This is a genomic window from Streptomyces flavofungini (assembly GCF_041028215.1).
GTDB classification, from domain to species: domain Bacteria; phylum Actinomycetota; class Actinomycetes; order Streptomycetales; family Streptomycetaceae; genus Streptomyces; species Streptomyces flavofungini_B.
Window position 1 is genome coordinate 1 of the sequence record NZ_JASKYR010000200.1, and the last position, 13302, is coordinate 13302.

Here is a 13302-nt window from a genome sequence, read left to right on the forward strand (position 1 = left end):
GCCCTGGCCCTGGCCCCAGTCTCCGACCCGACCCCGCCGCGCTCCCTGATCTCTCCACCGTCTGGCTGCGCACCTTCGTCGACGTGGCCGGGCACGGGTCGTTCACGGTGGCGGCACGGGAGCTCGGATGGACGCAGTCCGCCGTGTCCCGCCAGATCTCCGCCCTTGAGGCGGCGCTCGGCGGTGCCCGGCTCTTCGACCGGCTGCCGCGCGGGGTGCGTCCGACGGCGGAGGGGCGGGCGCTGCTGCCGTACGCGGAGGAGGTCCTCGCCCGGCTGCGCGGCGCGGCGCGGGAGCTGGCGGCGCTGCGGGACGCGACGGGCGGGCCGCTGCGGCTCGGGGCGTTCGCGACGGCCGACGCGGGGCTCGTGCCGAGGGCCCTCGCACGCTTCCGCGCCCGCCACCCCGGCGTGACCGTCACCCGCGAGGAGGGCCGCACGCCCGCACTGCTCTCCCGTCTCGCGGAGGGCGAACTCGACCTCGCCGTCGTCTCGACCACGGGCGGCGCGCTGCCCGGCGGCGCGTACGACCTGCACCATCTGCTCGACGAGACGCTGTACGTGGCACTGCCCGCCGGTCACGCGCTGGCGGCCGAACCGGAGCTGCGCCTGCCGCGGCTCGCCGCGGAGGACTGGATATCCGGCAGCCCGCACGTCGAGGGCACCCTGCTGCACCGGGCACTGCACCACGGCTTCCGGCCCCGGGTGGCCCACGTCGTCGCGGAGTGGACGGCGAAACAGGGGTACGTCGCCGCGGGCCTCGGCATCACCCTCATCCCGCAACTGGCCGCGGAGGCGGTCCGCCCAGACATCAGCCTCGTCCCGCTGCGGGACGACTCCGCCCCGGCGCGCGCGGTGTACGCGGCGACGGCGCGGGGCCGCTCGGTGCCGCGGGCGGTCACGCCGTTCCTGGCGGCGCTGCGCTCGGCCCGCCCCCGGACCTAGAGGTCGCTCAGGGCGACTCGGGCAGTTGCTGGGTCGCGCAGTGGATGCCGCCGCCGCCCTCGCCCAGGGTGTCCACCGGGACCTGGACGACCTCCCTGCCCGGGTACAGCTCGCGGACGATGGACGCCGCCCTGCCGTCCGCCGCGCGGTCGCCGAAGCGGGGCAGGACGACGCCGCCGTTCACCACGTAGTAGTTGACGTAGCTCGCGAGGAAGTCGGGGCCCCGGCCGCGGAGATCGGCGGGCTCGGGCAGCTCCACGATCTCCAGGCGCTTGCCACGGGCGTCGGACGCCGCCGAGATGACCTCGCGGGCCTGCGCGTACGCCCTGGCCCACACGTCGTCGGCGCCCTTGTCGGCCGGGGTGCTCATGACCACGACGCCCGGTGCGGCGAAGCGGGCCAGGGCGTCGATGTGGAAGTCGGTGATGTCCTCGCCCCTGACGCCGTCGACCCAGATGACGCGGGTGACGCCGAAGAGGTCCTTGAGCGCGCGCTCGATCTCGTCACGGGACTTGCCCGGATTGCGGTTGCCGTTGACCCACGAGCTCTCCGTGGCGAGCAGGGTGCCCGCGCCGTCGACCTCGATGGCGCCGCCCTCGCCGACGACCGGCGCCTCGACGCGCGGGATGCGCCCCTCGGCCAGGATCTCCCGCGCCACCTCGGCGTCGTGGGCGTGCGGCTGCTTGCCGCCCCAGCCGTTGAAGCGCAGGTCGACACCCGCGACACCGTCGGGGCCGAGCACGAAGCTGGGCCCTGTGTCCCGCGCCCACAGGTCGTCCACCGGCACCGGGAGCACCTCGACGCCCGAGCCGCAGGCCCGCCCCGCCGCCTTCGCGTCCCGCTCGCCCGCGAGCAGCGTCACCGGCTCGAACTCGGCGATCGTCCGGGCGATCCGCGCGATGTCCCGACGGACGGCGCCGGTGTCCGACCGCCAGATCCGGCTGGTCGGCCAGGACATGTACGTCAGCTCGTGCGGGGCCGCCTCCTCGGGCATCCGGCGGGCCTCGCCGGGCCGGGTGCTCGCGGCGGGCGCGGTCGCTTCCTCAGCGTCCTGCGGCGCATCACGCGCATCACGTGCGTCCCGTGCATCACGTGCGCCACAGGCGCTCAGCGCCGCGCCGATGGCGGCGACCGCGCCCGCCCGCAGGGTCCCCCGTCTGGACATGTCCATGGCTCCGCTCCCGTCGCTTCCTGTCACTTCTTCTGCCGGTCACTGCTGCCGGTCACTTCTGCTTCCTGACTGAAATTTCAGTCAGGAAGTCAGCGTACGGCATGTCAGAGCCGTACGGCATGATCGAGCCGAAGGCCCTCCGGGGCGGACCGAACCCCATGAGGCAGTGGAGCGAGCGATGCCGGACAGGCCGACCCAGATCCTCGAAGCCGCCGCCCGGCTGATCGCCCGGCGCGGGGTGCGCGGGCTGCGGGTGGAGGAGGTCGCGGCGGAGGCCGGGGTCTCGACCGCGCTGATCTACTACCACTTCAAGGACCGCGCGGGGCTGCTCCGCCGCACCCTGGAGTTCATCGGCGGCCGGGCCGTCCGCTATACCGACCCGGCCCTGGAGACCTCGGACGACCCCCGCGTCCAGCTCACCGGCATGCTGCTCCTGGAACTCCAGGACACGCCCCGCGTACGGGAGAACAGCGCGGCCTGGGGCGAGCTGCGGGCCTCCGCGATCTTCGATCCGGACCTGCGCGAGCCGCTCGCCGCCGCCACCGCCGAGTGGGTCGGGGACGTCGCGGACCTCATCGGGCAGGTATGGGCCGCGCGCGGCACCGACGCGGCCGGGGACGCCCCGAAGGCGGCGGCCGAGCGGCTCACCGCCCTGGTGGAAGGCCTCAGCGACCGCTGGCTGAACGGCACGGTGACGCTCGACCGCGCCCGTGACCTGCTGCGCGGAGCCCTCACCACGGAACTCGACCGCCCCTCGGGCCACTGACGACCGGACGACTGACGACCCGACGCTGACGACCGGACCACCGACGACCGGACCACTGACAAGGAGGCCGCACCGGATGGCAGACCCGAAGACGCATGCCGACGAGCCCGACATGGACGAGACGCTCGTACGGCGGCTCGTGGCCGCCCAGTTCCCCGCGTGGTCCGGGCTGCCGGTGCGGCGGGTGCACGCGACCGGGACGGCCAACGCCCTGTACCGGCTGGGCGAGGACAAGGTGGTGCGGCTGCCGCGCACCCCGGGTTCCGCCGCCGACGTGGAGGGTGAGCACCGGTGGCTGCCCCGGCTCGCGGCGGCGCTGCCCGTCCCCGTGCCGGAGCCGCTCGGCCTCGGCCGTCCCGGCGAGGGCTTTCCGTACGCGTGGTCCGTATTCCGCTGGCTGGACGGGGCGACGCCCGAGCCGGGTGCTCCGCTCACCGAGCCCGCGCTGTTCGCCGAGGACATCGCCGGGCTCCTGGTCGCCCTGCGCGAGGTGGACCCGGCGGGGGCGCCCGCCGCCTACCGCAGTGAGCCGCTGGCGGCGCGTGACTCCCGTACCCGCGAGGTGATCGCCGGGCTGCGCGGCACCGTGGACGAGCGGGCCGCGACGGCCGTGTGGGACGCCGCCCTGCGGGCCCCCGGGTGGCAGCGGGGCCCCGTCTGGACGCACGGTGACCTCCAGCCGGGCAATGTCCTGGTCGACGGCGGCCGGCTCGGCGCCGTCATCGACTTCGGCTGCATGGGCCTCGGGGACCCCGCCGTCGACCTGATCTCCGCGTGGTATCTGATGGACGCCGCCGCCCGCGCCGCCCTCCGCGCCGCCCTCGGCCTCGCCGCCGATGACGCCATGTGGGCGCGGGGAAAGGGCTGGGCCCTGTCGATCGCCCTCGACGAACTCTCCTACTACCGCGAGCGGAACCCGAGGATGGCCCGCATCGCGACGCACGTCATCGGTCAACTCACCGGTCCCAACAGCCCTGCGGGCCCCGCAGGCCCCACGGGCCCCGCGCACCGGCCGACGTCCGGCCTCGGGCCGCCGCCGCCCGCCCTCAGCGCGCCGACAGCAGCAGATGTGCCGCGAGGCCAGTGATCAGCGCGCTCGACGCCAGGGCCGTGAGCAGGCGGCCCCCGCGTCCGGTCAGCGCCCGGCCGAGCAGTGCGCCGCCGCCCGCGAGGAGCAGCTGCCAGCTCGCCGAGGCGGCGAAGGCGGCCAGGGCGAAGGCCGCCTGCTCCAGGGGCGTGAGCGAGGTGGTGGCGGGGCTGCCGAGCACCAGCGCGGCGAAGTAGACCACCGTGGCGGGGTTCAGGAGGGTGATGCCGAGCAGCGTGGCGTAGGCGCGGCCGGGGCCGGGCGGAGTGCCGGTCCTGCCCGCCGTACCGGCCCGCCCCCGGTACTCGCGGACGGCCGTCACCGCGCCCCGTACCGCCAGCGCGACGAGCACGAGGACCGAGGCCCGGCGCAGCGGAACCACGGCCGGTGCGATGAGGCCGGTCAAGGAGGTGCCGCCGACCGCGGCGACGAGGGCGTAGACGCCGTCGCCGCTCGCCACGCCCAGGGCGGCGCAGGCTCCGGTCCGCGGGGACGTCCGCGCGGTGAGGGCCACCAGGTAGGTCGCGACCCCGCCGACCGGCATGGCGATGCCGTACCCGGCGAGCAGCCCCGCGACCAGGACCGCGCTCACGCGAGTGCGGGAACGGGCCTCCACGTCCGGCCGGTGCGCCGCTGCCCCCGCGCCCCGGWCGGGCGCGGAGCGGCGGTGGCCGGGACGCGGGTCATACGACGAGCCTGTCGGCGCCGGGACGGCGGGGGCAACCGATTTACGGCCCCACGGGCGCACGTACAGAAGTCACGTAAGTGGTCACGTGAGAAGTCACGTCCAGGACTTCGTGAGGTCCGGGACCTTGGACCCGTAGCGCTCGCCCCCTCCGTCCCGGGATACTGCCGCCACCCCATCGGCACCAGCTCACGGACCACGGTTCACGGCTCGCGGCCCACCGCTGACCGCTGACCCCTGACCGCCTACGGAAGGACCCGCGTGCTCTCTCGTCCTCACCTGCTCACCGGCCCTCGTGCCGCCTCCCGGCTCGGCGGCACCCTCGGTCTCGCCGTGCTGCTGGCCGGGCTCGGCGTCGCGGCGCCCGCCTCGGCCGCCCCCGGCGGCGACCGTGCCGTCACCACCGAGGAGGCGCGGCTCGACCGGGCCGCGCCCCAGGAGATCCTGCGGCGCAGCGGCTTCGACGCACGCGCGCCGGAGCTGGTACGCGCGCTCGGCAAGGCGCGCTCCTACGGCCAGGCGCACCGGCTCGTCCTGCGGGAAGGCAGGTCGCTGTGGCGCGGCGCCGTCGACCGGGCGCAGGGGCGCGGTCCGGCGGGCGGCGATCTGAGCAGGGGCGACGACCGGCCGCTCTACTGGGCGCGGCTCGGGATGACCAAGGAGCTGCGGCAGTGGGAGCCGAAGCGGTTCTCCCTGGACGAGGCGCGGCGCGCGCGGCTCATCGACGCCCTGGAGACGGCCTCGCGCGGCCAGGACGACGTCCGCTACGGCGCGCGCCACCACGACAAGGGGGTCAAGCGCGTCCTCGTCACCGGCTTCGATCCGTTCACCCTCGACCGGGATGTGCGCATCAGCAATCCGTCGGGCGCGACCGCGCTGGCCCTCGACGGCACGACGATACGGACCGCCGAGGGGCCTGCCCGGGTCGAGGCGGTCACCTTCCCCGTCCGCTGGCAGGACTTCAGCGACGGCGAGGTGGAGCGGGCGCTGCGTCCGGTGCTGCCGCGTGTCGACCTCTTCACCACCATCAGCCAGGGCCGCGTGGGCCGGATCGACGTGGAGCGGACCAACGGGGCCTGGCGCGGTGGGTTCCCCGACAACGACAACGCCTCGCGCACCGGACTGGTTCCGGTGACCGACCCCGCGTCACAGCCCCAGTGGACGTCGACGACCCTCCCGTACAAGGCGATCGTGGCGGCGGAGACCGGGCGCTTCCCGGTGTACGACAACACCTCCGTGACCGAGGTCCCGGCGGGCGGCACACAGCCCGTGGTGCGGCCGGACGGGCCGACAAAGGGGTCGGCCGCCCGCGCGGGCGGCGGCGGTGACTATCTGTCCAACGAGATCGCCTACCGGGCCACGCTGCTGCGGGACCGGCTCGGGCTGCACGACCGGCTGCCCGGCGGGCATGTCCACACGCCCGTGCTCCAGTTCGGCGCGGGGAACACGGACCCGGCGACCGGGGCGGTCACCGACCCCGAGTTCGTGCGGAACCGGCTCGACATCATCGCCCAGGTGCGGAGCATCCTGCGGACGGCCGTCTCGGCCTCCTGAGCGGGAGCGGACCGTCAGGCGGGGCGGCCGTCCCCGAACGTGCCGCCCTGCCCGGGGTGCCCGCCGCCCTGCCCGGGGTGCCCGCCGCCCTGCCCGGGGGCACTCAGCCCCTGGTCCGCCCCGTCGGCGTCCGCCCCGTCGGCGTTCTCGCCGAGCAGCTCCCGTGCCATCAGCGTCGCCCCCGCGACCGCGCCCGGCATCAGGAAGACCGCGACGAAGGGCACCAGGAAGGCGACGGCGAGGGGCGTACCGAAGCCCCAGGCGAGCTGCTTGCGGGAGCGCAGCAGGGCGAGGCGCTCGCGGAGTTCGACGCCGCGTCGCTGGAGCGCGACCGCCGTGAGCTCCTCGACGAGGAAGAAGCCGGTGACGCAGAAGCCGATCGCCGGGATCACGGTCTGACCGATCACCGGGACGAAGCCGAGGGCGAAGAGCAGGATGCCCCAGAGCGCCGCGCGGACGACGATGCGGAGGCTGTCCCGCGCGGAGATCCACAGGTCCCGCCAGAGCGGAAGCCCCGACTCCGGGGCGTGGCCCGACTCGGCGATGTCGACCTTCTCGGAGAGCGACTCGTAGAAGGGCTGCCCGACGAGGAGCGTCACGGCGGTGAAGGTGACGACGGAGAGCAGCAGCGCGAGGGCGATGAGCAGCGCCGTGAGGAAGCCGCGGAAGAGGCCGAGCCAGGGCGAGGACCAGTCGTCGGCGAAGGGCGTGGCCCAGCCGACGAGGCCGGTGCCCCAGAGCGCGAGCGCGATGAGCGCGGCGGCGTAGAGGACAAGGGTGATGAGTCCGGGCAGCAGGCCCATTCCGTACTGCTTGCCGTGCTGGGCGACCCAGCGCTGGCCCTTCATCAGATAGCCGAAGCCCTTGCCAAGATCGCGCATGCAGCACACCTTAGCCGCTGTCCCCCGAGGCCCCCTTGTTGCACGGGAGTTGAACCGGTAAGACCTCGGTCACCGATCTTCCGGAGGTACGTATGGGTATATCCAGGCCATCGAGACCCGTTCTGGTCACCACCGCCGCCGCGGCGGGCGCGCTGCTGTTCACCACGGTCGCCCCCGGCAGCGCCGTCGCCGACCCGACGCCGCGCCCCGCCGTCCGCGAGGGCTCGCCGCTCGACGCCGACCGGGCCGCCACGGCCCCGGAGCGGGCCGCGGACCGGGCGCTTGGCGACACGCGGGCCCCGGACCTCGGTGACGGGGGCCGCGGCTATCCGCGTGAGCGCGAGCTCACCGAGCCTCCGGCGAATCCGGCCGACAAGTCGATAAAACTGGGGCTCACGCCGTACCACGGCATAGCCCCGAGGCTGAACGCCCTCCAGCGCGTCGGCGACCGCGTGAGCGTGGAGGTCGCGGGCCGCTCCGCGGGCGGGCACGAGCTCTACCTGGTGACGGTCACGGCGCCCGAGTCGGCGCGCGAGACGGCCCGGCAGGAGCGGATGCGCGAGCGCATCGAGAACGCGCCGTCGGCCGCCGCGAAGGACAAGGAGATCAAGTCCTCGTACAAGACGCCCGTGTTCATCAACAACAACATCCACGGCAATGAGTGGGAGGGCACCGACGCCGCCCTGAAGCTCATCGAGAAACTGGCGAAGGCCAAGGACCGCAGGAGCCGGGACCTCCTCGCGCACAACCGTCTCTACTTCAACGTCACCACCAACCCCGACGGCCGCATCGCGGGCACCCGCGCCAACGCGAACGGCTTCGACCTGAACCGCGACTTCATCACCGCCTCGCAGCCCGAGGCACGCGCGGTGCGGCGGATCGCCGTGGACAAGCAGCCCGCGGTCATGATCGATCTGCACGGCTATGTCAACGGCACCCTGATCGAGCCGACCACTCCCCCGCACGGCGAGAACTACGAGTACGACCTCTTCCTGAAGAACTCCTACGCCAACGCCCTCGGCATGGAAGCCGCCGTCAACGGCCTCGGCTACACCGAGGAGAAGGACGGCGTGCTGCCCGCCGTCATCCCCTTCCGCGACCAGGAGGAGGGCTGGGACGACTGGCCACCGATCTTCACCCCGCAGTACATGCCGTTCCACGGCGCGGTCGCGACGCACACCATCGAGTTCCCGATGCAGGTGAACAACGAGGAGTACGACACCCAGCCGGTCGCCGAGCTGCGCCGCAGGGCCGCCATCAACGTGGACATCGCGGGCGCGGCCATGCGCGCGACCCTCGACTACACCGAGAAGCACCGCACTTCGGTGATCGCCGACCAGATCGAGGTCTTCCGGCGCGGCGCGACCGGCGCGAAGCAGGTCCCCGTGTCCGAGGAGACGGTGCCCGGCGTGCCCGGGATCGGCCCGGAGGACGTGTACACCACCGAGTTCCCGCGCGCGTACGTGATCCCGGCGGGGCGCGGCCAGCGCTCGGCGACGGCGGCGGCACGGCTCGTCGACCACCTGGTGGCCAATGACGTACGGGTCGAGCGCGCGAGCCACGGCTTCCGGCTCGGCGGGCGCGCCTACGCCCGTGGCTCCTATGTCATCGACATGCACCAGCCCAAGCGGGGCCTCGCCAATGTGATGCTGGCCGACGGGCGGGACATCAGCGACAAGGTGTCGACGATGTACGACATCTCCGGGTGGAGCCTCGGACGGCTCTGGGGCGCGAGCGTCGATTCGGTCAAGGACGGCGGCCTGAAGGGGGTCCACGCGCGCGTGGTGCACGCCGCCGCCAAGGTCGGCCATGTCGCGCCGCGCGGCGCCCTGCGGCTGCGGCTCGACGACCCGCGCGAGGTCGCGGCCCTCAACTCGCTGCTGGCGAAGGGCGTCTCCGCGCGGCAGGACGGCACGGGCGGCGCGATCCTGCCCTCCTCCGCGCGCGGGGCGGCCATTGCCGCCGCCGAGAAGTACGACGTCGCCTTCGAAGCCACCAAGGCCGAGGGCGGCGCCGCGCTGCACCGCACACGGGTCGCGGCGGCCGTCACACCGGGCGAGCTGTTCGCGCTGCGGGAGATGGGCTTCGACGTGGTGCCCGTCTCCACGGCCGTCCTGAACGCGGGCTTCGACTGGACGAAGGCGGACGCGCTCATGGTCTCCGCCGGGCTCGACCGCGCCAAGCTGGACGCGGCGGCGAAGTCCGCTCTCGACGCGTTCCTGAAGAAGGGCGGCGGACTCGTGGGACGAGGCGCGGCCGGAGCCGCGCTCAACTCCGGCGCCGGGCTGCTCGTTGCCGAGCCGGTGGAGGGCAACGGCGACGCCAACGGCGTGGTCCGGGTGGCCAACGCGGGCGGCACCATCACCGGCGGCGCCCCCGGCCACAGCTTCGTCTACTCCCCCACCTGGTTCACCGGCCTCGGCCCCGGTGTGCGCGTGGAGCAGAGGTACGGCACCGGCGATCCGCTGGTGGCCGGGCACTGGCGGGCCCTGGAGGACGGTTCCGGCGGGCCCGCGGACGCGGCGGGCCGCGCCTCGGTCGTCAGCGGGTCGGCGGGCCGGGCCGACGTGGTGCTCTTCGGCACCGAGCCGCTCTTCCGCGACCACCCGAAGGGGGTGTTCCCGCAGGTCGGACGGGCACTGCTCAGCGTGGGCCGGTCATGACGCGGGACATGCGCGTCCAGGGGACGGTCGCCGAGGGGTACGAGGCGGTGCGCGAGGAGTTCACCGCCGTGCTCACGGGTGAACTGCCCGAGTACGAGGGCCAGCTCGCCGCCTATGTGCGGGGGCGCAAGGTCGTCGACCTGTGGGTGGGCCCGGACGTCACGGGCGAGAGCCTGTACGGCGTCTTCTCCTCCACCAAGGGCGCTGCCCACCTCGTCGTCGCGCTGCTCGTGCAGGACGGGGTCCTGGACCTCGACAAGCCGGTCGCCCACTACTGGCCGGAGTTCGCCGCGGCGGGCAAGGGCGCGGTGACGCTGCGGGAGCTGCTCGCGCACCGGGCGGGCCTCGCGGGCGCCGCGTCCGGCCTCATGCCCGACGAGGTCGCCGACGACCGGGCCATCGCCGCGCGGCTTGCCGCGCAGCGCCCCTTCTGGCGGCCGGGGGCCGCCTTCGGCTACCACGCGCTGACGGTGGGGGCGCTCTCCGGAGAGGTCGTCCTCCGCGCCACGGGACGGACCATCCAGGAGCTGTACGAGGAACGGGTGCGCGCCCCGTACGGGCTCGACTTCCATCTGGGGCTGCCCGAGGAGCACGAGGGGCGCTTCCGTTCCGTGCAGCCGATGGCGCCGACGCCCGGTCAGGCGGCGCTGCTCGCGGCGGAGCCCCCGGAGCCGCAGAGCCTGCACTCCATCGCCTTCAACCGCCACGCCGCCCGGCCGACCGACGTGCAGGCGCTGCCCAACTCGCGCGCGGTGCGCGCCAAGGGGCCCGCCTCGGTCGGCGGGGTGGCGTCGGCGCGGGGCCTCGCGGCGCTCTACGCGGCGGCGGTCACCGGCGTCGACGGCCGGGACGCGCTCCTGACACCGGACACGGTCGCCGAGTTCGGGCAGGTCCAGTCCGTCGGCCACGATCTGGTGCTGCGGGCCTTCAGGGTGTTCGCCGTCGGCTTCCAGGCGACGGCGGGGGCCGTGTACCCGTTCCTGGGCGCGGGGACCATCGGGCACAGCGGCGTGGGCGGCTCCCAGGCGTTCGCCGATCCGCGCGGCGGCCTCGCCTACGGCTATACGCGGCGGCGGTTCCCCTTCCCCGGCGGTCCGGCCGCCGAGAACGAGCGCCTCGTCCGCGCGGTCCACGAGGCGGCACTCGCGGCGGGCTGAGCCACGCGCGCGTGAGGACCGCTCACGGTGTCGCGCGTGAGGGCCGCGTCCGGTGCTCCGGACGCGGCCCTCACGTATGTACGGCCGGAAGTCAGGCGGCCGAGACCTCGACCTTGATGTTGCCGCGCGTGGCGTTCGAGTAGGGGCACACCTGGTGCGCCTTATCGACCAGGGACTGCGCGGTGGCCGCGTCCACGTTCGGGATGGAGGCGGTGATCGCGACCTCCAGGCCGAAGCCGCCCGCCTCGTTCTGGCCGATGCCGACCTTGGCGGTCACGGTCGAGCCGGAGATGTCGGCGTTCTCCTTGCGGGCGACCACGCCGAGCGCGCCCTGGAAGCAGGCGCTGTAACCGGCCGCGAAGAGCTGCTCGGGGTTGGTGCCCGCGCCGCTGCCGCCCATCTCCTCCGGCGGGTTCACGACGACGTCGAGCTTGCCGTCGTCGCTGGCCACACGGCCGTCGCGGCCGTTCTCCGCAGTGGCTACGGCGGTGTACTTGACGTCGATCTTCTGGATGGACATAACTGCCTTTTCCTCCTGAGATGTGACGTGGTGCGCGCCCACAACCACGGTTTCCGGAATCAGGTTATCGGATGCCGGAAGTGCGTCGGGAGCGGCCGTTCAGCCGAGGGAGACGATCATCTTTCCGGTGTTCTCGCCGCGGAGCATGCCGAGGAAGGCATCCACGCCCTTCTCGACGCCCTCGACTACCGTCTCGCGGTACTTGAGCTCGCCGGAGCGGATCCAGCCGCCGACCTCGCGGACGAACTCCGGCTGGAGCGCGTTGTGGTCCTGCACGAGCATGCCCTGAAGGCGCAGGCGCTTGCCGATGACCAGGGCGAGGTTGCGCGGCGCCGGGGTCGGCTCCTTGTCGTTGTAGCCCGCGATCATGCCGCAGATGGTGACGCGGCCGTGCACGTTCAGACGGCTGATGGCGGCCTCCAGGTGCTCGCCGCCGACATTGTCGAAGTAGACGTCGATGCCGTCGGGGGCGGCGTCCTTGAGCTGCTCGGCGACGGGCTTGTCGTCCTTGTAGTTGAAGGCGGCGTCGAAGCCGTACTCCTCGGTGAGCAGCTTGACCTTCTCGTCGGAGCCCGCCGAGCCGATGACGCGCGAGGCGCCCTTCAGCTTGGCGATCTGGCCGACCTGGCCGCCGACGGCACCGGCCGCGCCGGAGACGAAGACCGCGTCGCCCTCCTTGAAGGAGGCCACTTCGAGCAGTCCGGCGTACGCCGTCAGGCCCGTCATGCCAAGGACGCCGAGGTAGGCGGAGAGCGGCGCGGCGTCCGGGTCGACCTTGGTGGCGTGCTGGGCGGGCACGGAGGCGTACTCGCGCCACCCCGCGAAGTGCAGGACGTGGTCGCCCACGGCGAAGCCCTCGGCGTTCGAGGCCACGACCTCGCCGACCGCGCCGCCCTCCATCGGACGGTCGAGCTGGAACGGCGGGACGTAGGACTTCACGTCGTTCATCCGCCCCCGCATGTACGGGTCCACCGAGAAGTAGCGGTTGCGGACCAGGACGCGGCCCTCGGCCGGGGCCTCGACGGGGACCTCGCGCAGCGCGAAGTCCTCCGGGACCGGCCACCCGTCGGGGCGCCGCACGAGGTGCCATTCGCGGCTGACGGACGGAAGCTGCTGGTCAGGGCTGACGGACACGAGGGGGTGTCCTCCTACGACGAATGCTTCATGTGGTGAAACAACCATGCTCCTGGATATTTCATGATGTCAAGTAACCGGGTAACCTGATGGTCATGTCCAGCAACTCCGGTACCCCCTCCTCCCGCGTCGACCCGCTCACACTCGAAGTCGTCGAGCTGATCGGCACGGTCGTGGGGCGCTATCACGAGGAGTACGAGGAGGCCGCCGCGGGCCACGCGCTCACCGGCGCACAGGCGCGCGTCCTCGGCCTGCTCTCGCTTGAGCCCCTGCCGATGCGGCGCATCGCCCAGAAGCTGAAGTGCGAGCCGTCGAACATCACGGGCATCGTCGACCGCCTGGAGGCGCGCGGCCTCGTCGAGCGCCGCCCCGACCCGGCCGACCGCCGCGTGAAGCTGGCGGCGCCCACCACCGAGGGCAAGGCGGTGGCGCGCGGCCTGCGGGACTCCCTGAACTTCGCCCGCGAGCCGCTGGGCCGCCTCTCCCACGAGGAACGGGTGACGCTGCGGGGGCTGCTGCGGAGAATGCTGGGCGAGGAGGACCGGGAGCTTTGACGGGGCCGCCGCGGTCACGGGGGCTCTGCGGTCACGGGGGCTCTGCGGTCACGGGGCCGCCGCGGTCACGGGGGCTCCGCGGTCACGGGGGCTCCGCGGTCACGGGGCCTCTACCGTTACAAGACCTCAGCGGGCCTGGCGGCCGGTCGGCTCACGTGCACCACCACAGGAACCGGTCGCACGTCT

12 protein-coding genes are annotated in these 13302 nt (G+C 73.6%); 7 read left to right on the top strand and 5 right to left on the bottom strand.

From position 1 onward, the window contains the following. Nucleotides 1–65 precede the first annotated feature (65 nt). Nucleotides 66–944 (top strand): LysR family transcriptional regulator, encoded by an 879-nt coding sequence (locus AB8Z36_RS16090; protein ID WP_369214002.1) that lies wholly within the window; start codon nt 66–68, stop codon nt 942–944. 7 nt (nt 945–951) lie between these two features. On the opposite strand, the gene AB8Z36_RS16095 is transcribed toward AB8Z36_RS16090, so the two are convergent. Then, nucleotides 952–2109 (bottom strand): agmatine deiminase family protein, encoded by a 1158-nt coding sequence (locus tag AB8Z36_RS16095; RefSeq protein WP_369213991.1) that lies wholly within the window; start codon nt 2107–2109, stop codon nt 952–954. 184 nt (nt 2110–2293) lie between these two features. Here AB8Z36_RS16095 and AB8Z36_RS16100 point away from each other — a divergent pair, with 184 nt between their 5' ends. Both AB8Z36_RS16100 and AB8Z36_RS16105 read left to right on the top strand, forming a co-directional pair. Further along, a complete protein-coding gene (locus tag AB8Z36_RS16100; protein WP_369213992.1) occupies nt 2294–2881 on the top strand; it encodes a TetR/AcrR family transcriptional regulator in 588 nt (195 codons plus the stop codon). Nucleotides 2882–2957: 76 nt separating this feature from the next. Beyond that, entirely contained in the window at nt 2958–3968 is a 1011-nt protein-coding gene (locus AB8Z36_RS16105; protein ID WP_369213993.1) for an aminoglycoside phosphotransferase family protein, read from the top strand. Here the strand turns inward: AB8Z36_RS16105 and AB8Z36_RS16110 are convergent. After that, the gene (locus AB8Z36_RS16110; RefSeq protein ID WP_369213994.1) at nt 3928–4560 is read right to left on the bottom strand and encodes a LysE family transporter; all 633 of its coding nucleotides are present in this window, start codon (nt 4558–4560) and stop codon (nt 3928–3930) included. The two genes, AB8Z36_RS16105 and AB8Z36_RS16110, sit on opposite strands and share 41 nt — an antisense overlap. 354 nt (nt 4561–4914) lie before the next feature. Between AB8Z36_RS16110 and AB8Z36_RS16115 the strand changes: the two genes are divergently transcribed. Then, the gene (locus tag AB8Z36_RS16115; protein ID WP_369213995.1) at nt 4915–6207 is read left to right on the top strand and encodes a pyroglutamyl-peptidase I family protein; all 1293 of its coding nucleotides are present in this window, start codon (nt 4915–4917) and stop codon (nt 6205–6207) included. Between the two features lie 14 nt (nt 6208–6221). On the opposite strand, the gene AB8Z36_RS16120 is transcribed toward AB8Z36_RS16115, so the two are convergent. After that, nucleotides 6222–7088 carry an EI24 domain-containing protein gene (locus AB8Z36_RS16120; protein ID WP_369213996.1) on the bottom strand — a complete coding sequence of 289 codons (867 nt, stop codon included), beginning with the start codon at nt 7086–7088 and terminating at the stop codon, nt 6222–6224. 92 nt (nt 7089–7180) lie between these two features. On the opposite strand from AB8Z36_RS16120, the gene AB8Z36_RS16125 reads away from it, so the two are divergent. Both AB8Z36_RS16125 and AB8Z36_RS16130 read left to right on the top strand, forming a co-directional pair. Further along, nucleotides 7181–9751 (top strand): M14 family zinc carboxypeptidase, encoded by a 2571-nt coding sequence (locus tag AB8Z36_RS16125; protein ID WP_369213997.1) that lies wholly within the window; start codon nt 7181–7183, stop codon nt 9749–9751. Next, nucleotides 9748–10908, top strand: a complete 1161-nt coding sequence (locus AB8Z36_RS16130) for a serine hydrolase domain-containing protein (RefSeq protein ID WP_369213998.1) — start codon at nt 9748–9750, stop codon at nt 10906–10908. The genes AB8Z36_RS16125 and AB8Z36_RS16130 overlap by 4 nt, the downstream gene beginning before the upstream one ends. Before the next feature lie 91 nt (nt 10909–10999). Here AB8Z36_RS16130 and AB8Z36_RS16135 read toward each other — a convergent pair whose 3' ends face one another. Together AB8Z36_RS16135 and AB8Z36_RS16140 are read right to left on the bottom strand one after the other, a co-directional pair. Next, nucleotides 11000–11428 (bottom strand): organic hydroperoxide resistance protein, encoded by a 429-nt coding sequence (locus AB8Z36_RS16135; protein ID WP_369213999.1) that lies wholly within the window; start codon nt 11426–11428, stop codon nt 11000–11002. Between the two features lie 99 nt (nt 11429–11527). Next, nucleotides 11528–12562: an NADP-dependent oxidoreductase gene (locus AB8Z36_RS16140; protein WP_369214000.1), complete on the bottom strand. Its 1035-nt coding sequence runs from the start codon at nt 12560–12562 to the stop codon at nt 11528–11530. Between the two features lie 95 nt (nt 12563–12657). On the opposite strand from AB8Z36_RS16140, the gene AB8Z36_RS16145 reads away from it, so the two are divergent. Continuing rightward, nucleotides 12658–13116: a MarR family winged helix-turn-helix transcriptional regulator gene (locus AB8Z36_RS16145; RefSeq protein ID WP_369214001.1), complete on the top strand. Its 459-nt coding sequence runs from the start codon at nt 12658–12660 to the stop codon at nt 13114–13116. The last annotated feature ends 186 nt before the right edge of the window (nt 13117–13302 follow it).

Excerpts from the sequence above, each read along its gene's own strand:
- AB8Z36_RS16095 (WP_369213991.1), bottom strand. The coding sequence starts at position 2,109 with ATGTCCAGACGGGGGACCCTGCGGGCGGGCGCGGTCGCCGCCATCGGC.
- AB8Z36_RS16100 (WP_369213992.1), top strand. The coding sequence starts at position 2,294 with ATGCCGGACAGGCCGACCCAGATCCTCGAAGCCGCCGCCCGGCTGATC.
- AB8Z36_RS16105 (WP_369213993.1), top strand. The coding sequence starts at position 2,958 with ATGGCAGACCCGAAGACGCATGCCGACGAGCCCGACATGGACGAGACG.
- AB8Z36_RS16120 (WP_369213996.1), bottom strand. The coding sequence starts at position 7,088 with ATGCGCGATCTTGGCAAGGGCTTCGGCTATCTGATGAAGGGCCAGCGC.
- AB8Z36_RS16125 (WP_369213997.1), top strand. The coding sequence starts at position 7,181 with ATGGGTATATCCAGGCCATCGAGACCCGTTCTGGTCACCACCGCCGCC.
- AB8Z36_RS16130 (WP_369213998.1), top strand. The coding sequence starts at position 9,748 with ATGACGCGGGACATGCGCGTCCAGGGGACGGTCGCCGAGGGGTACGAG.
- AB8Z36_RS16135 (WP_369213999.1), bottom strand. The coding sequence starts at position 11,428 with ATGTCCATCCAGAAGATCGACGTCAAGTACACCGCCGTAGCCACTGCG.
- AB8Z36_RS16145 (WP_369214001.1), top strand. The coding sequence starts at position 12,658 with ATGTCCAGCAACTCCGGTACCCCCTCCTCCCGCGTCGACCCGCTCACA.